Here is a 17608-nt window from a genome sequence, read left to right as displayed (position 1 = left end):
ATCCGTACGCCCAGGTTCTGATGGTTGCGGCGCTGCGAAGGGACAATGAACGTGGCTCGGTGATCGGAGTGGCCGGCTATGTCATCGATGTCAGAAGTGTCCACAGTCGCGGGTATCATTCCGCATGTCTGCTGTGAAAGGGAATCAATGAAGATCCACGCACGGGCGTTTGTCGCCCACTTCGCCGTGATCGCTGTCGCGGTACTGGTCGGCTCCGGTCTGCTTGGAGTAGGAACTGCTTCGGCAGCTCCGTCGCGAATCTCGAACAGCGAGAGCCTGGGGCCGCAGCACCAGCGACTCACTGTCTATTCGGAGTCGATGGATCGTCAGATCCCGCTCGACGTATTCGTTCCGAAGGATCAGAGCCGTCCGGCCCCGGTGCTGTACATGCTCAATGGTGTCGCCGGTGGTGAAGGCGAGGGCAACTGGGCAGACAAGACCGACTACCAGGAGTTCTTCGAGAACAAGCACGTCTATGTCGTGACTCCGCTGGCCGGCGGTGGTTCGTACTACACCGACTGGCAGAAGGTTGACCCGATCATCGGCAAGAGCAAGTGGGAGACCTTCCTGCTGAAGGAACTGCCGCCGCTGCTTGCCGCGCGATACAACACGAATGGCAAGAATGCGATCGCCGGAATCTCGATGGCAGGCACATCGGTGCTGAACTTGGCGATCAAGAAGCCGGGGCACTATAAGGCGGTCGCCTCCTACAGCGGTTGCGCACAGACCAGTGACCCGATCGGTCAGGAGTTCATTCGCCAGGTCATTGTCGGGCGGATCGGTGCGGACATGACCAAAATGTGGGGTCCGCTCGACGGTCCGGACTGGCGGAAGCACGATCCGCTGATCAACGCGAACAAGCTGCGCGGAACGTCCCTCTACATCTCGTCGATGTCGGGTCTGCCCGGACCTGACGAGCAGATCCACTCGCTCGGCGATCTTGACCCGAAGATGATCGATCAGATCGCGCTGGGTGGTGGGATCGAGGCCGCGATGACGTACTGCACCCTGAACATGCAGCAGCGGCTGAAGCAGCTCAACATTCCGGCGACCATCGTGATTCGGCCGGCCGGTACCCATTCGTGGGGTTACTGGGAGCGTGAGCTGAAGGCATCCTGGCCGCAGATTTGGGCTGCGATCCGCTGATCGGACACCGGAGAACCTTCAGGTGGCCGGTAGCATCCGACTGTGTCGCCGTGGGTCTTGCCGACGCTGAGATCCATAGATTTACTACTGAGGAGATTCCTTATGACGAACCCCTTTGACGACGAGAACGGACGCTTCTTCGTGCTTGTCAACGACGAGAATCAGCACTCGCTGTGGCCGACGTTCGCCGACATCCCCGCTGGCTGGACGAAAGTGTTCGGTGAGGACAGCCGCGACGCCTGCCTGGCGTACGTCGAGGAGAACTGGACTGATCTGCGGCCCAAGAGCCTGATCGACGCGATGGACCGCGACGCCGCCGAGCGGGGTGCCGGCGGCTGACCCGGCAGGCTCGATCGCGATCGCCGAGATGATCGCGACGCAGCATCGAGCAGAGCGTCACGGCCTTCGATCGGCCCGGTTCCCTCCGCGGAATCGGGCCGTTCGGCATCTCAGCCGGTCGGCGAGGCCTGGAGTACCCTTGCGACGACGATCACTTCGACTGTGTGGAAAGGACGTCTGTGACGCCCACCGGCCTTCTCGCGCGCGCCGACGCCCGAGTTCCGGCGAGTGTGTTGGGTGCGGGCAGCCCCTCGTCGACGGCGGCGGCGCAGCGCTTCGGGTCCTTCATGCTGGCGGCCGCCTACACGGCGCTGTTCGTGCTCGCCGTGGCCTCGTACGACGAGTACGACGAGCTGGTGGCGTCCTGGTGGTCGCCGCTGCACCTGAGCGGGCTGCTCGTGTGCGCGCTGGCGTGGCTCACCGCGGGGCTCCTCGGCCGGTCCGGCGGGTACACGGTGGTCGCCTTCCTGAGTTGGGCCATGTGTCTGTCCTCGGTGATCGCGTGGCAGTTCGCGTGGACCGGGGCACACCTGGGCCTGCTCGGGGTGGCGGATCGACCCATACTGCAGAGCCTCTATGCCCACCTGCCCGCCGTCGCGCTGATCCTGGTGCATCGTCCCCGGCTCGCGATCCTGGCCTTGGTCTCGTGCGTGGCGATCGGGGCGGTCGGCGTCGGCCAGCTCAGTTACGGCCGTCTCGACGTGGCGCTGCTGATGGCGACCCTGTGGTCGCTGTGCGTGACCCTGGTGTATCTCGCGCTGGTGTGGGCGGTGGTGGTGATCGCCGATCGGACCGACCACGAGCGCCGCCGTGCGCTGAAGGCGGCGCGCCAGGGCAGCTGGTACATCGCGCGGGACCGGGAAGGCCAGCGCCTCGACGCGCTGGTGCACGACCGAATCATCGCTGTACTCGCGGAGCTGCATTCGGGCCGTATCGACGCGCACACCGCCGAACAGGCCCGGGCGGTGCTCGACGAACTCGAGAACTGGTCGGTGGCGGCCGATGCCGAGGCGCCCGCTCGGCCGCTGACGCGCGACGAACTGGCCGAGAAGCTCAGTACCGCGGTCGCCGAGGTGGGCGGCGCCGAGGGGGTGCAGGTCGACGTCGACGCCGAACGCGCGGCCGAGTACCCGTTCGAGGCGGCCGTGGCGCTGTCGGATGCCGCGGTGGAAGCGGTGCGTAACGCCCGCCTGCACGCCGGACCGACGGCGACGTGCGTGGCGATGATCGTGCTGCGCGGCGACGAAGTGGTCGTCGACGTCGTGGACGACGGCGTCGGGTTCGACGTGGAGCAGCTTCCGCCGACGGCGATCGGGCTGCCGATCGCGATTCGTGAGCGCATGGGCCGTCTGGCCGGCGGTAGCGCCGACGTGCAGAGCGCCATCGGTTCGGGGACCCGGGTGCGGCTGCGGTGGCGGCGTCCGCGGACGGTTGCCGCGTGACGGCGACGCGAGGCCGCAGCGCCACGGTCCGGCCGTGGCAGCCGGTGCGGTTGGCGCTCGTCCTGGCACTCTTCGCGTTGGCGGGCACCGTTCCGGTGGTGATCGCGCCGACCCGGCACGCGACCGCGTACTGGTGGCTGACCGTCGGCGCGGTGGTTGCGGTGGCCGCGGTACTGATTCAGCTCGTCTTCCTCTGGGACAGCGGGGACCGGCGTGCGGGTCGATGGTTCGCCGCGCTCGGGCTTGTCGCCAGTGCAGCGATGGCCGGCGCCTCGATCGCGGTGGGGGACCCTCCGTCGATCACCGGCCACTACCCGGTGATCTCGGCGAGCGTGCTGGCCATGGTGCTGATGGTCTTTCGCGGTGCCCCGTGGCTGGCCTGGGGCTGCTTCGCCGGCATCAGTGCGGCGGGGTTGGTGGCGGCGCAGCTGCTCGGCTTCACCGGCTGGATGGGGGTGGGGTACCCGGTCGCCCTGGGCGTCACCTTTCTCACCATCTCGGCGACCGCGGTGATGCTGCAGGGGGTGCGCAGCGATTTTGTCGCGCTGAAGGGCAGGCGCCAGGAGGCGGCGGTGCGGACCCGGACCGCTCGGGCGTCCCGCAACCGGCGCAGTGATCGGATCGAACGGCTCTCGGCGCAGGTGGGACCCATTCTGCGGAGGGTGGCCGCGGAAACGCCGCTGACCGATGCAGACCTGCGCGAAGTGCACCTGCTGGAACTCGGTCTGCGCGACGGCATCCGGGGGGCCGCGCTCGACGATCCGGACCTGGCCGCCGCGGTGCGGGCGGCGCGCGAGCGGGACATCACGGTCACGCTGCTCGACGACGGCGGATCCGCGGCGCTCGGCGAGCGCCAGAAGCATGCGGTCCTCCGCACCGTCACGGCGCTGGTCGTCGAGGAACTCGGGCCACTGCCGGCCGGCCGTCTCACCTGACTTTTATCACCGACTCGGACATATTGGACTTTGCTTGTTGCGACCTGCGGGTTTAGAGCTGTTTCGGGCTGGATTTGTGCACTAAGGATCGCCGATAGGGTGGGTGGATGGCCTACGTTCGGACCGTGAAGACCGCTTCGGGAGCGCGAGCAGTCCAGATCGTTCACGGTTCGCGGAAGGGGTCGCGGTCGATCGAGCACATCGGGTCAGCGCACACCGACGACGAGTACGCCGCGCTCAAGGCCGTGGCTGCGCGGCGTCTTGCTGCAGGTCAGGGCGAGTTGGACCTAGGCATTGCGGATGTCGTGCCGGCTTCAGCGGAGCCGTTACCGATCCAGTCCTCACGGATGGGGCACCTGTGGGATGGACTCGAGTACCTCTACCGCGAACTCGGCTTCGACGACGCGACCGGCGGTGATCCGGTTTTCCGCGACCTGGTGTTGGCGCGGATCATTGAGCCCACCAGCAAACTCGACTCGATCCGTGTCCTCGAGGAAGTTGGTGTGCCGGCAATGTCGTATCCGACGATGAACCGTCGCCTGCCGATCTACGCCACCGACACCTGGCGACAGAATCTCGCTGCCGCGTGTGCCAAGCATGCAGGCCTGGGGCCTACGACGCTCGTGTTGTACGACGTCACGACGCTGTACTTCGAGACGGACAAGGCCGATGGATTCCGCGAACCCGGATTCTCGAAAGAACGTCGTCTCGAGCCGCAGATCACCGTGGGGATGCTCACCGACGCCACTGGTTTCCCGCTGTTGATCGAGGCGTTCGAGGGCAATAAGAGCGAGAAACTCACGATCGTTCCGACCGTCCTGAAGTTCATGGCAGCCCATGACCTCAGCGACGTCACCGTCGTCGCCGACGCTGGCATGATCTCCGCGGAGAACATGAAAGCGATTGAACGAGAGGATCTTTCGTTCATCCTCGGTGAGCGGATGCCGTCGATCCCGTACCAGATCGCCAAGTGGGTCGCCGACCATCCCGATCAGACGCCAGCGGACGGGCTGACCCTGGCCCAGCACCAGCGCGCACACGCGAAGACGAGCTTTCGGCGCAACCGGGTCACCTATTACCGGTATTCGGCCGATCGGGCTCGGCGGAGCCTGCGCGGGATCAACGAACAGATAGGAAAAGCCGAGAAGGCCGTGGAAGGCAAGATTCCGGTCAAGCGGAACCGGTTCGTCACTCTCAAGGGCGCGGACAAGAGCGTCAATCGCGAGTTGGAGACGAAGGCGCGGACGCTGGCCGGGTGGAAGGCCTACATCACCAACATCGATGGGCCGACTCCGGAGTTCGTGATCGGCGCCTACCATCAGCTGTGGCGGATCGAGAAGAGTTTCCGCATGTCAAAGGGCGATTTGGCGGCGCGGCCGATCTACCACCGGACCGAGGACTCGATCCGTGCGCATTTGGCGATCGTGATGGCAGCACTCGCGGTGACACGGGTGGTCGAGGAACGGACAGGCTGGTCGATCAAGAAGTTCGTGACCACCACCCGCCGCTACCGGACCATCGAGATCCGCGTCGGCGACCAGATCATCACCGCCGCCGACCCACTACCGGACGACCTCGCCGACGTGCTCAGTGCGATCCGAGGTGCGCACTAAATTGATAAAAGTCAGGCGCTCGGCGAGCGCCAGAAGCATGCGGTCCTCCGCACCGTCACGGCGCTGGTCGTCGAGGAACTCGGGCCACTGCCGGCCGGCCGTCTCATGGCGCGAGTGCTGCCTCCGGGGCGCGAGCCGGTCGTGGTGATCACCGTCGAACCCGACGGCGAGCCGCTGCACCGGTGGAGCGTGTCCGCCGACGGAACGGCCGCGCCGGCCACCGCTGGGTGATCGGCGCGGCCGGAGAGCGCGCGGTTGGTGCGTCTGGTGGAGACTTACCGGCCCATGGCGGCCAGCTGGGTCACCGCGTCGCTGCTGAGCTTCCACGTGCCGTCGACCTCGACGAAGACGAGGGGCATGTCGATGGGCTGCGGGACGTGCGGCGACTTCACCGAGACGGTCACCGTCGCGGCGTCCTTGCCGTCGACCTTCTCAGCCGCGGACACCGACGTCACGGTGAACGCGTCCGGGGTGTAACCGGCAGCGGTGGCGCCCTTGGCGAAGCCCATGAGTGCCGCCGTGGTCGCCGGATCAGCGGCGTCGACGACGCTATCGAGGTCGGCGGCCGGGGTGGCCGGGTCGACGGCCGTGCGCAGGATGTCCTGAGCCTGGGCATTGTCGAGGCCGTCGACGGCCGCCTTGACCTGGTCGGTGGCCGATGTCGCGGCCGAGACGGCGCTACTCGTGGCGTTGTCGGTGCTGTCGCTGGAGCAGCCGGTCAGGGCGATGGCGGCACCGGCCGCGAGAGCGGCGACGGCCAGAACGGGCTTGCGCAGGGTCTTCTGCATATTCAGATCCTTCATGCGATGGTCAGGTGAACCTAACCTACCCCGCGCGCGGGGCGGGGGACTAGCCCCGGTCGTCGTCCAGAAGGTGGGGAGCGTCGAAGGTCATCGTGAGATCGGCGACCGAACTGCTGGTGAGAGCATGTCGGGACAGGCGCAGGGCGCGCAGCTCGTCGGCGATCGGATGCGTGCCGAGGGTCAGGGCGGCGCCGCCGAGTCGGGTGCGGGTACCCGTGGTGGAACCCAGCCGCCAGGGGGTCCGCCGGGTCACGCCGTCGAGCTGCGAGTACGACTGCAGGACCGTCTCGGAACCGGCACCGGGCACGGGGAGGCCGGGCCGGACGGTCAGTTCGGCGATGAGTCGCCCGTCCGCGGACACCCGGCCGCGTTTGGTGCGGCTCGTGTGGTCGACGTCGAAATCGGCCATGATCTTCGGGAAGCCCCAGATGCCGCGGCCGGCCGCCCTCGTGAAGTCGCCGTCGACCGGCAGTTCGTGGATCAGGGCGTGCGCGTCGCCGCGGCCGAGCGCACGCAGCGCACCCAGTCCGGAGGAGGCCGGTGCGGCCGGGTCCTCGACCAGGAAACAGACCCCGAATTCGTGATAGGGCCCCAGGTCGCCGTCGAGGTACTCGACGAAGACCAGCATGCACAGCGCGCGGCCGGAACGGATCTGCAAAGGACGCAGCCCCGCCGTGCCGCGTTCGGCGATCGCCCGGCCGACCGCCTCGGCGTCCGCGGTGTATCCGGCCACGAAGCAGCGGGCCGAGCGGATCTGCACGGGGAGGGCGACGGTGGCGCCCAGGATGTCGTACGAGTGGTTGGCGGTCATGTCTGCCAAGGGTAGATGTGACAGTGGTCCGAGTTGTCGTATCCGCCAGATACTGTGCAGACCAAAGTGTACGACCCCGGTATCCATACCGGAGTGTGTGCCTCGGATCGTGAATAGACGGAGGGGACCGTGTCCGCGAAGGAGTACAGCACCATCCTGCGTGTGGGGATGGTCGACGATCACCGGTCGCCGGTGTGGGGTATCGAACGCATTCTGGAAGACGTCCCCGACCTGCAGCTCAGTACCTCCGCCACCACGGTGGGCGCACTGCTGGATCAGACCCGCAACCTCGACGTGGTGCTGCTGGATCTACGGCTCGGCGACGGGACCACGCCGATGGAGAACGTCAGTCGGCTGGCGGAGCACCAGATCGGCACGGTGGTCTACACCTCCGGCGAGCACCCGGATCTACTGCGTTCTGCGGCGCGTGCGGGCACGTTGGGCGTGGTGCTCAAGTCGGCATCGGAGCAGGAGATCGTCGATGCGATCCGCGCGGCAGGCCACGGGGAGGAAGTGCTCACCACCGAGTGGGCGGCCGCGATCGACGGCGACCCGAACCTGGCTGCGGTGAACCTGAGCCCCCAACTGCAGCGCGTGCTCACCCTGTACGCCTCCGGCGGCACGTCCGCGAGCGTCGGCGCCGAGCTCGGCGTCGCACCGGACACCGTGAACGAATATCTCAAGCGGATTCGCCAGAAATACGCCGATGCCGGCCGTCCGACGCGTACTAAACTCGACCTGTTCAAGCGGGCGGTGGAAGACGGCTGGCTGCCTATGCCGCAGCGGTCGGTCTCCGACGACGGGTACCAGCCATAGTCGCGCTGTCGTGGTTCCGCAGTGATCGGCGAGGGGGCGACGTGAGGGCGACCGGTGTCCGCGGAGCCATCGTCTCGGGACGGACGGAAACCGATCGGCTCCTGGTCATGTTGGCGCGGTTCGTGGCCGCGGGCTTCGGCGTCTACTTCCTGATCTCGCTCCCGACGTTCGGTCAGCCGCCCGGGCTGGTCGCCGACTGGTTCGCACCCGTTGCCGCGGTGGCCGCCTTCGTGCCCGCGGCGCTGATGATGTTCGCGACGTTCCGTGTGCGGTCCGCGGCCCTCCACCCGGTATTCGCCTACCTCTGCGGGGTCGGCTATCTGGCGGCGTCCGGATGCTGGTTCCTGGCGTGGGGCGGCGAGACCACCGAAGTGGAGCAGGTCAGTTGGCTGATCAACTTCGCCGGTCTGCCTGCACTCGCGCTGGCGCTGTACCGACTGCGCGATGCGGCATTGATGCTGATCGCCTGCTCGCTGGCACGTGCGGCCATCATCGAGGCCGCCCGCGGTGCCGGACTGGAGGTGCTGTGGCAGGAGGCCCTGTGGAGCATCGCCTTCACCGCGCCGTTCGTGGTGGCCTTCCGCATGGTAATCCGCGTCGGTCGACTCCTCGATCAGACGCGCGCGACCACGGCCATTCGCGCCGCCGCGGAGGCGGCCGGCGCCGCAGCTCGGAACGCGGAGCGCTCCCGATTCGACGCGCTGATCCACGATCAGGTGATCGCGACCCTGCTGGCAGCCAAGTCCCGCGAGCCCGATCAGCGGCTCGCCGAGCAGGCGCGATCGGCGCTGCACGAACTCGCACTGATCGCCGACGACGGTCCCGACTCCGCCGATGCGGAACTGTCCATCGCCGAGACGGTGGCCAGGCTGCGCACCCTGGCGACATCGATAGAGGCCGATGCGTCGCTAGGCGTGGTGAACAAGGAAGGCCTGGACGAAGCAGTGCCGCGCTATCCCGAATACGCGGTGCGGGCCATGGCCGAGGCGATGGGCGAGGGCCTGCGCAATTCGGTGATGCATGCCGGCGCCGACGCGGAACGGGCCATTCTGGTGGAGGCGGGTCCCGACTGGATCCTATTGACGGTCGCCGACAATGGCGACGGCTTCGACCTCGACGAGGTGCCCCCGGAACGGCTCGGCATCGAGGTGAGTATCCGGGCGCGGCTGGAGGGCATTCCGGGCGGCAGCGCAGCACTCGGCAGTGTGCGGGGCAAGGGCACGACGGTCCGTCTCCGCTGGAGCCGTCAGTGATGCAGCGACGCGAGTGGTGGTTGCCTGCGCGACACGATCTGTCGGCGATCATCGGGATGCAGTCGCCGAGCGCCGGTCTGTTGGCCGTTGGGCTCCTCGTGGTGTACCTGGTGCTCGGCCTCACCGGCAGCGGCGTCACGTCGCCGGGATCCTACGTCCTGGCCATGGCGCTGCTCGGTGTGTCCGGGCTGTTGGTCCTGATCGCCCCGGGTGAACGCATGGACTGGCGAGCCACCGCGGTGGCCACCGTCCTGCCGTCGGCGGCGATGCTGGTCGGCGCCGTCGCCACCGAGGAGCGTCCCGGAATGGCGCACGCGACGCTGACCGGCGGTGTGGTGACGGTGCTTGCCTTCATCTGCGTGCGCGGACGACTGGGCTCGGCGTGGGCCGGCTTCCTCCTCAGCGTGGCGGTGACGGTGTTCGCGGCACAGATCGGCGGGCCGAATCCGGCGCTGGTCGCCGCGGTCATGCCCAACACCGCGGTGCTGCTGCTCGCCACCTTCTTCGAAGTGATGGTCCGGCCGCGGGCCGAGCAGATTCACGCGCTGCGCCGGCAGACCGAACGCCAGGTGGTGGCGCAGGCCGCAGCCCAGGGAGCGATGGAAGTGCGAGAACGGCAGCTGACCTATCTCGAACAGCGGGCACGGCCGCTGCTCGAGCAGATCGCCCTGGGCGGTGCGCTCGACCCTCCGCGCATCGCGGAGTGCGGCCTCGTCGAGGCGGCGCTGCGGGACCGTATCCGAGCGCCGGGACTCGAACTGTTGGACATCGCCGCCGAGGTGTGGGCTGCGCGTGCGCGCGGAGCCCGCGTGGTGCTGCTCGACGACCTGCGTGCCACTGACGACGAGGTCGCCGCGCGGCTGCAGCTCCTGCGTGCGGAGACCGTGGCGGCGCTCGGTCGAGCGGGCGCCGGCGACGGCGTCACCGTTCGACTGCTCCCGCCCGGCCGCGACCTGCTGGCCACGCTGTCCGTGGTCGACGACGACGGACAGCGTCGTCGTGAGTTCGATCTGACCGGCGCGATCCGCGCCTGACGAGAGCGCCTGCGGTGTCAGTCGTCCAGAGGATTGACGTAGGCCCCGGCGGGTGGATGGGTGTCCCCAGTTCTGGGTCTACCCGGCATATCGCGCGCTCCCTAGGCTGAGACGGCGGGGGATGATCCGTATCGGTCGGGAGTTTTGCGAAGGGGAACGATTGTGACTTTGGCTGCGGTGAACGCGGACTTCGATTACGCGGAACGCAGGATTCTGGGGTCGCTGGCGAACCGACCGGTTCTCTCCGAACGGGAGATCGAGGTCTTGATCGCCTGGCTGCTGGCGGAGTCCAAGGAAGAAGCGGCGGCGAGCCTGTACATCTCGGCGTCGACGGTGAGCACGCACATCTCGCGGATTCGGGCCAAGTACGACGCCGCCGGACGGGCCGCGCCCACCAAGGCGCACCTGCTCGCCCGGGCGCTGCAGGACGGTTACACCGACCTCGATCGTTGGTGACACGCCGACGGGGGTGACGGGCCGGCACCACGAATTTGCTGCTGGCCTGCGCGAACCCCTACACTAGAGCGGTTGCCTGCGGTGCTTGCACCGCGAATCGGCGCGCGAACCCACTGGTACCGTCCAGCTCTGCTGGAAAGTGCCAGGCAGGCGCGTGTTTCGGTGGCAGCGGACCGAGTGTGTCGGGTCGGCAATCCGGCACACATCCAGACCAGGTCAAGGAGACCAGCAGTGATTCAGCAGGAATCGCGCGTGCGGGTCGCCGACAACACCGGTGCGAAGGAAATCCTTTGCATCCGCGTGCTCGGCGGATCCTCGCGTCGCTACGCCGGCGTCGGCGACGTCATCGTCGCCACCGTCAAGGACGCAGTGCCCGGCGGCAACATGAAGAAGGGCGAGATCGTCAAGGCGGTCATCGTGCGCACCGTCAAGGAGCGTCGTCGCCCGGACGGCTCGTACATCCGTTTCGACGAGAACGCCGCCGTCATCCTCAAGAACGAGACCGAGCCCCGCGGCACCCGCATCTTCGGACCGGTGAGCCGCGAGCTGCGTGACAAGAAGTTCATGAAGATCGTGTCGCTGGCACCGGAGGTGATCTGACCCATGAAGATTCACAAGGGTGACACCGTGATCGTCATCTCGGGCAAGGACAAGGGCGCCAAGGGCAAGGTCATCGAGGCCTACCCGAAGCGCGAGCGCGTCCTCGTCGAGGGTGTCAATCGCATCAAGAAGCACACGGCTGCTTCGGCCAACGAGCGTGGCGCCGAGTCCGGCGGCATCGTGACCCAGGAAGCCCCGATCCACGTCTCGAACGTGATGGTCGTGGACTCCGACGGCAACCCGACCCGCGTCGGCTACCGGGTGGACGAAGAGACCGGCAAGAACGTCCGTATCTCGCGCAAGACCGGGAAGGACCTCTGATATGACCACCTCTGAGAAGACTCAGCCCCGCCTGAAGACTCGCTACCGCGAGGAGATCAAGGGCAAGCTGAACGAAGAGTTCAACTACGACAACGTGATGCAGATCCCGGGTGTCGTCAAGGTCGTCGTGAACATGGGTGTCGGTGACGCCGCTCGCGACGCCAAGCTGATCAACGGTGCGGTGGCCGACCTGGCGCTGATCACCGGTCAGCAGCCCGAGATCCGTCGTGCACGCAAGTCCATCGCGCAGTTCAAGCTGCGCGAAGGCATGCCGATCGGCGCCCGGTCCACCCTCCGCGGTGACCGCATGTGGGAGTTCCTGGATCGCCTGGTGTCGATCGCGCTTCCGCGTATCCGTGACTTCCGCGGCCTGAGCGACGCTCAGTTCGACGGCAACGGTAACTACACCTTCGGCCTGAATGAGCAGTCGATGTTCCACGAGATCGATATCGATTCGATCGACCGCCCCCGCGGCATGGACATCACCGTCGTCACCTCGGCCACCAACGACGAGGAAGGCCGCGCGCTGCTGCGCGCCCTGGGCTTCCCGTTCAAGGACTCGAACGCGAAGGACAACTGACATGGCAAAGAAGGCTCTGCGGATCAAGGCCGCCAAGAAGCCGAAGTTCGCGGTGCGTGGGTACACGCGCTGCAACAAGTGCGGTCGCCCGCACTCGGTCTACCGCAAGTTCGGCCTGTGCCGAATCTGCCTGCGCGACATGGCGCACGCCGGCGAACTGCCGGGCGTGCAGAAGTCGAGCTGGTAAGAACCACGCGGCGCCCCGCGCCGTGACGGCTTGATCGTCGGCCCCGTCTCCCAACAAGGGAGACGGGGCCGACGTCGTGTGCGGGTTGGCCCGCGCGGCCGGGGGATGGGAGTATGCTCGCCTGATGGACCGCGGAGCCGGGGATCCGCTGCACATGCACGTATGTGGCAGCGGAGGCGTGGGGGACGAATGACGCTGAAAGCTGACTGCGCTCGGTTCGTGGTCGCCGTCGACATCGATCCGACGCACCGACTCTCCGCCGTTCTCGGGCGCACCATCGTGGCCGAAGCGGGCTAGTCGTTCATCACGCAACTCGTCGGCGGGCTGCCGCAGGCGGTGCAGACCACCCGGCGCTCCGACCTCGGATGGCTGATCGCGGCCGACACCGGCGCGCTCGAGGCGCTGTACGCGGTGGTCGCCGACGAGCCGGGAGTCTTCCTGGTCGACGTCGTCGGGGTCGAGTGCTATCTCGATCCGGCCCTGGGCATCGCCGACGCGTGGACCGTGCGGGAAGTCGACCGCGACGCGACCCAGCAGACGCTGATCGACTGCGCCGACGGGGCCCTCGCCGAGGCGATCCAGCGCTCGCGACGCATCGCGATCCACGGTAACGCCCGGATGAGCGAGATCCGTCGGGACTATCAGCTGGCGGTGGCGCTGGCCCGCGGCTCGGCCGCTGACGTGATCCCCGTCTATCAGCCGATCATGCGGATCGCCGACCAGCAGATCACCGGGTTCGAGACGCTGATGCGCTGGCGCCGCGACGGCGAGACCCTGCTGGGGCCCGCGGAGTTCATGGACGTCGCCGAATCGACGTCGCTGATCGTGAAGATGGGGCGCACGGTCCTCGGCCAGGGGATCAGGGCGCTGGACGCGGACATCAGTACACGGCACGGCGACGACGTCATGCTGACGGTGAACCTGTCGCATCGAGAACTGCTCGCCGAAGGCACCGTGGACTTTCTGTATCGAACCGCGGGCGAGGCCGGGGTGGACACGGGCAGAATCGGCCTCGAGATCGTGGAGAACGACGCGATCGACCTCCGCTCGCCGGCACGCCGAGCGGTGCAGGACTTGAGCGCCTTGGGCTTTCGGATCATCGTCGACGACCTCGGTGCCGGCTACTCGGCGCTCAGCTACCTGCGGGACCTGCCGGTCAACGCCGTGAAGATCGATCGATCGATCGTGTCGCGCACTCCGGACAGCGACGTCGACCGCCGATTGTGCACGGCGATCCGCTCCATGTCGGAGGCGCTGGGGATCAGTACCGTCGCCGAGGGCGTCGAGACGAAGGAGATCTGCGACGTGATCGGGGATCTCGGCTTCGAATACGGGCAGGGTTACTACCTGGGCATGCCCGAGGGCGCCGAGACGCTCTTCGGCTGACCGCGGCGCGGCGTCGACCTACCCGGCCATCAGGTGGCCAGCGTCTTGACGACCGAACAGTCGCGGCCCGCACGTTTCGCCTGATAGCCGCAGTCGTCGGCACGATCGATCAGGTCTTCGAGCCGGTGCTCGGCGCGGCGCCCGGTCGCCATGTCCACGCGCACCGGATGCGGAACGTGGACACCGCCGACGCTCACGGTCACCGGGGTACTCGCGGCGATCGCCGAGCGCAGTTTCGCGGTGATCTCGCACAGCGCGGCGGACGTTTCGGCCGGTACGAAGACCAAGAACTCCTCGCCGCCGTAGCGGCAGGTGAGCGACCGGTCCGGCACCGTCCGCGCGAGCGTGTCGGCCACGTCGCGCAGGACGATATCGCCGCGCACGTGGCCCAGCTCGTCGTTGATCCGTTTGAAGTTGTCGATGTCGATCAGCAGGATTCCGAAGGGGTCGACTTCGTTCTCGGCGGGCTGCTGAAGTGCGTGTTCGCGGAAGAATCCGCGACGGTTCAGGAGCCCGGTCAGCGGGTCGATGCCGCTCAGTGTCGCCTCGTGGGCGAGTTGGGAGTGCAGTGCGGATCGAAGGGTCGCGATGAGAATCACCGGTAGCGTGATCGCGCTCAGCGCGGCGGTGAAGCCGATGACGAGTTCGCCGGCGGAGATCTCGCCGGGAATGGCGACGCTCACCGTGGTGCCCACCGCGCAGGTCAGCAACCAGACGATCAGCGGTATCGACGGCGTGAGCGCCGCGATGGTCGGGATGACCACCGCGAGGGCCAGGATCGGGTAGGCCAGCTGGTAGTGGGCCATCAGGTGTGCGGCGAAGCCGATACCGAGGATCCCGGCCGTGCCGATGACGGCGAACTCGACGTCGTTCAGCGAACCTCGGATCGCGATGTAGACGACGACGCCGACCATGGCGGTCCAGACGACCAACATCCAGGGCAGACCGCCCGGAATGAGCAGGCCGGGCACGGCGACGGCCACGAAGGGCAGCGGCAGAACGCTGGCGATCGCGAGCAGGGTGGTGACCGACCGGACGTCGAGACGCCCGAAGGCGAGCGCGCCGCTGCGGCGGGTCCGAGCCTTGAAGATCGGGAAGTCGGACGCGATCATGACGCGACTCCCGTCGGCTTGTCGCGAACTGCCGCGAGCAGCAGTCGCGTCATGCAGGCGATGTCCTTGCGGGCGTCGAGCAGGTTGATCTCGGCCTCGCTCGGCATCGACTCGGCGCTCGAAGAGCTGTCGCCGATCCTGGAGGCGGCCGGCTGCTACCGGCGCCGCGATGACGCGATCCGCTTGGTGGTCCCCGACTACGGTCCCGGGTACAAGTCGAAGATCATCCTGCCCAGCGTCGTCGACTCCGACAGCTTCCGGCTGTACTCGGTGGTCATCGAGGATCCCGACGGCGTGCAGAGCACCCACCGCCTCACCACCGAGGCCTACCTGGGCATCGTGGCCGCGACCAACTTCAAGCAGCGGGTGCGCAAGATGCTGGAGTACTACCACGCCGATCGGCTGAACTACGTCACCACCGGCACCCCGAACCGGCTCGAGTACGACCAAGGGTTCTTCGTGAAGCTCGGCGACGGTTCCGCCGACGTCAAGCCGATCGCGCACCTCTACAAGGGGCAGGTCTACCAACTGGCCGAGTACCTCGGGGTCCCGAAGGAGATCCGGGAACGACCGTCGACCACCGACACCTACTCGATCCCGCAGTCCCAGGAGGAGTTCTACTTCTCCCTCCCGCACCAGCGGATGGACCTGTGCCTCTACGGGCTCAACAACGATGTGCCGATCGAGCAGGTGGCCGCGGCCACCGACCTGGACGAGGATCAGGTGCGACGCGTCTACCGCGACATCGACCAGAAGCGGAAGACGACCGAGTACCTGCACCTGGTCCCGGACCTGCCGGTCGCCGTCGACGAGGTGTCGACGCACTGACCCGCGCACAATGGTCTCCGCCTTCCTGTCGGGGGAGACGGAGGCCATTGTGCTGTGCCCCCACCGGGGGCCGTATGGAATTCTCAAACAACGCATCGCGCCGGGACCGGCTCCCGACACTGCATTCAGTTGGTTCTACATCTCACCGAGGGTGAGAGTCGTTGGCGGACAGCACTTCTGGCGCTGCTGGGACTTCAGATCGCGGAACAGGCGTCGCAGCGCGGGGCTTAGGCCGCGCCGGGCAATAACGTCAGCGTGCGCCGGGCGTTGGAGGGGATCGGTTCCCGGAAGCGCTTCGGATGCTCCGGGTCGGCCGGCGGCACGAACCAGGGATGCCGGTCGTGGCCGATGAATACTTCCCAGCCGCTCTGGTGAATCAGCATGTGGTGGCGACGGCAGAGCAGCACGCCGTTATCCAGGCAGGTCTGCCCGCCGTGCTCCCAGTGCTCCACGTGGTGGCCGTCGCACCAGGACGGCGGCAACCCGCAGCCCGGGAACGCGCAGCCGCGGTCGCGCAGCACGAGCGCCTTGCGGATGGCCGGCGTGAACAGTCGCTTCTCGCGTCCCACGTTCAGCGGGACACCGTTCTCGTCGAGGAGCGCGATCGCCACCGATGCCTCGCACATGATCAGTTCCGCGGTCCGCGCGGAGATCGGCCCGCCGAACCCGAGCCACGGCACGGCGGTGTCGCTGTTGGCGAACGGAATCGAGATAGTCTGTCCCGCAACCGAATCGAGTACCTGCCCGTTCATCACCACTGCCGCCGGCACCGACAGGGTCACGTGTGGCAGCACTCCGCCGGACTCCGGGCGTTCGGAGTGCGCCAGATAGGTGCGGACCACCTGGGTCATCGCATCCGCGCGGCGACGCTTGGCCGAGCGCTTGTCGTTCGAACCGTCCGGTTCCGGCACCGGCCGCGTCAGCGGATCCAGCGCCGCGAACAACTCCTCGGCGGCCACGGTGTCCAAATCGATGGTCACGGCGACGCGCCCGTCGTCGGTGCGGTCCATCGTCATCTCGTTCAGATCGTCACGCTCGGCGACCGGCACCTGACCGTCCGGGGTCTCGACCGGCGCGAGCTTGATCGCCCACGCGCGGGCCTTCTCCTTCACGCGCGCCGGGGTGGTCTGCACCATCAGCGAATGCACCACGCGCGCGCGGTCTACTTCGGAGAGGTCGACGACGCGACCTTCCACGTGGCCGATACCGGTCACGACGGCGTCGCCCTTCTCCGCCGACACCGCACCGTCGCGGATCCCACGAGTCACTGCCCGCAGGCCTTCGTCGGCGATCGCCCACCCGATGCGAACCGCCCGGTGGGCTACCGCTGGGGCCGCGCCGAGTTCGGTCACGATCGCCGCGGCCGACCGCACATGCTTGCGGGCAGGCAGACCGCTGCGCTCGATGGCCGCACAGGTGGCCGCGATCGAGTAGTCGACCACGTTGCGCAGCCGTAGGAGCGCCGCGGTCACGGCGAGGAGTTCTCGGTCGTCGTCGACCGCGCGAACACGCGCCAGGAAGCGCGCGAGATTGTCGACGGTGTCGTCGTTGTCGGTGACGTCGTCGACCATGAAGTCGGCGAGTGCGGTCAAGCCTGCTGCGTCCACCTGGGACACCTCCGGGTCGGAGAGTAGGTACAGCGATGAACCGGTCGAGCTGCCCGACGGTCGGTCAGACAGCCACTCGATTCGGCAGACGGGCAGAGGTATCCGCATCGTCCAACTCCAAGTTACGCCTCATATTCAGTTAGCACAACAGTTCGTCGAAACTGTTTTCGAAAGATTCTCGAAAAATGCTCGCGAGCCTTCTACCTGCTCAAATGTCCCTGGTTGCTTGCTGTGGCTGAGCTGGGGAATGACTTATGGAGGCGTCCCGGGCGCTGCGGAGTGTTTGTGCACGGCAAAGGCGTCAGCCCTCGCGGTTTTGAACGCGGGGGCTGACGCCTT

19 protein-coding genes are annotated in these 17608 nt (G+C 67.2%); 15 read left to right on the top strand and 4 right to left on the bottom strand.

Going from position 1 to position 17608, the window contains the following annotated elements; all coding sequences use genetic code 11:
* Positions 1 to 147: 147 nt before the first annotated feature.
* The 5 genes from MUG78_RS02645 to MUG78_RS02625 all read left to right on the top strand — a co-directional run bounded on the left by MUG78_RS02645 (position 148) and on the right by MUG78_RS02625 (position 5475).
* A complete protein-coding gene (locus tag MUG78_RS02645; RefSeq protein ID WP_246991930.1) occupies positions 148 to 1146 on the top strand; it encodes an alpha/beta hydrolase in 999 nt (332 codons plus the stop codon).
* A 102-nt stretch (positions 1147 to 1248) separates the two neighbouring features.
* Complete coding sequence (locus tag MUG78_RS02640) at positions 1249 to 1485, top strand: MbtH family protein (RefSeq protein ID WP_246991928.1); 237 nt, start codon at positions 1249 to 1251, stop codon at positions 1483 to 1485.
* A gap of 179 nt (positions 1486 to 1664) precedes the next feature.
* Entirely contained in the window at positions 1665 to 2927 is a 1263-nt protein-coding gene (locus MUG78_RS02635) for an ATP-binding protein (RefSeq protein ID WP_246991926.1), read from the top strand.
* The gene (locus tag MUG78_RS02630; protein ID WP_246991923.1) at positions 2924 to 3862 is read left to right on the top strand and encodes a hypothetical protein; all 939 of its coding nucleotides are present in this window, start codon (positions 2924 to 2926) and stop codon (positions 3860 to 3862) included. Before MUG78_RS02635 ends, MUG78_RS02630 begins: the two co-directional genes overlap by 4 nt.
* Before the next feature lie 107 nt (positions 3863 to 3969).
* Positions 3970 to 5475, top strand: coding sequence for an IS1634 family transposase (locus tag MUG78_RS02625; RefSeq protein ID WP_246991921.1), 1506 nt, complete (start codon positions 3970 to 3972; stop codon positions 5473 to 5475).
* Between the two features lie 275 nt (positions 5476 to 5750).
* Here the strand turns inward: MUG78_RS02625 and MUG78_RS02620 are convergent, their stop codons facing one another.
* Entirely contained in the window at positions 5751 to 6263 is a 513-nt protein-coding gene (locus MUG78_RS02620) for an MTB12 C-terminal domain-containing protein (RefSeq protein ID WP_246991919.1), read from the bottom strand.
* Positions 6264 to 6324: 61 nt separating this feature from the next.
* The gene (locus MUG78_RS02615) at positions 6325 to 7089 is read right to left on the bottom strand and encodes an acetoacetate decarboxylase family protein (protein WP_246991917.1); all 765 of its coding nucleotides are present in this window, start codon (positions 7087 to 7089) and stop codon (positions 6325 to 6327) included.
* 168 nt (positions 7090 to 7257) lie between these two features.
* On the opposite strand from MUG78_RS02615, the gene MUG78_RS02610 reads away from it, so the two are divergent.
* From MUG78_RS02610 to MUG78_RS02570, 9 genes are all read left to right on the top strand, one after another.
* Entirely contained in the window at positions 7258 to 7905 is a 648-nt protein-coding gene (locus MUG78_RS02610; protein WP_246996766.1) for a DNA-binding response regulator, read from the top strand.
* A 41-nt stretch (positions 7906 to 7946) separates the two neighbouring features.
* Positions 7947 to 9158, top strand: a complete 1212-nt coding sequence (locus MUG78_RS02605; protein ID WP_246991916.1) for a sensor histidine kinase — start codon at positions 7947 to 7949, stop codon at positions 9156 to 9158.
* Complete coding sequence (locus MUG78_RS02600; RefSeq protein WP_246991915.1) at positions 9158 to 10192, top strand: DUF8320 family protein; 1035 nt, start codon at positions 9158 to 9160, stop codon at positions 10190 to 10192. The genes MUG78_RS02605 and MUG78_RS02600 overlap by 1 nt, the downstream gene beginning before the upstream one ends.
* A 177-nt stretch (positions 10193 to 10369) precedes the next feature.
* Positions 10370 to 10648, top strand: coding sequence for a response regulator transcription factor (locus tag MUG78_RS02595; RefSeq protein WP_246996764.1), 279 nt, complete (start codon positions 10370 to 10372; stop codon positions 10646 to 10648).
* A gap of 231 nt (positions 10649 to 10879) precedes the next feature.
* Positions 10880 to 11248: a 50S ribosomal protein L14 gene (rplN, locus tag MUG78_RS02590; protein WP_246991914.1), complete on the top strand. Its 369-nt coding sequence runs from the start codon at positions 10880 to 10882 to the stop codon at positions 11246 to 11248.
* A 3-nt stretch (positions 11249 to 11251) separates the two neighbouring features.
* Positions 11252 to 11569 (top strand): 50S ribosomal protein L24, encoded by a 318-nt coding sequence (rplX, locus tag MUG78_RS02585; RefSeq protein WP_246991913.1) that lies wholly within the window; start codon positions 11252 to 11254, stop codon positions 11567 to 11569.
* Between the two features lies 1 nt (position 11570).
* Positions 11571 to 12149, top strand: a complete 579-nt coding sequence (gene rplE, locus MUG78_RS02580) for a 50S ribosomal protein L5 (RefSeq protein WP_246991903.1) — start codon at positions 11571 to 11573, stop codon at positions 12147 to 12149.
* Position 12150: 1 nt separating this feature from the next.
* A complete protein-coding gene (locus MUG78_RS02575; protein ID WP_246991901.1) occupies positions 12151 to 12336 on the top strand; it encodes a type Z 30S ribosomal protein S14 in 186 nt (61 codons plus the stop codon).
* 336 nt (positions 12337 to 12672) lie between these two features.
* A complete protein-coding gene (locus MUG78_RS02570) occupies positions 12673 to 13722 on the top strand; it encodes an EAL domain-containing protein (protein WP_246991899.1) in 1050 nt (349 codons plus the stop codon).
* Positions 13723 to 13751: 29 nt separating this feature from the next.
* Here MUG78_RS02570 and MUG78_RS02565 read toward each other — a convergent pair whose 3' ends face one another.
* The gene (locus tag MUG78_RS02565; RefSeq protein ID WP_246991897.1) at positions 13752 to 14834 is read right to left on the bottom strand and encodes a GGDEF domain-containing protein; all 1083 of its coding nucleotides are present in this window, start codon (positions 14832 to 14834) and stop codon (positions 13752 to 13754) included.
* Positions 14835 to 14885: 51 nt separating this feature from the next.
* On the opposite strand from MUG78_RS02565, the gene nadE reads away from it, so the two are divergent.
* On the top strand, positions 14886 to 15662 hold the full coding sequence (gene nadE, locus MUG78_RS02560; RefSeq protein WP_246991895.1) for an NAD(+) synthase: 777 nt from the start codon (positions 14886 to 14888) through the stop codon (positions 15660 to 15662).
* A gap of 227 nt (positions 15663 to 15889) precedes the next feature.
* Here nadE and MUG78_RS02555 read toward each other — a convergent pair whose 3' ends face one another.
* Positions 15890 to 17269 (bottom strand): HNH endonuclease signature motif containing protein, encoded by a 1380-nt coding sequence (locus MUG78_RS02555; RefSeq protein WP_246991893.1) that lies wholly within the window; start codon positions 17267 to 17269, stop codon positions 15890 to 15892.
* Between the last annotated feature and the right edge of the window lie 339 nt (positions 17270 to 17608).

Source organism: Gordonia alkaliphila, from assembly GCF_023017165.1.
GTDB lineage: Bacteria > Actinomycetota > Actinomycetes > Mycobacteriales > Mycobacteriaceae > Gordonia > Gordonia alkaliphila.
This window is presented reverse-complemented; position numbering and strand designations above follow the sequence as displayed.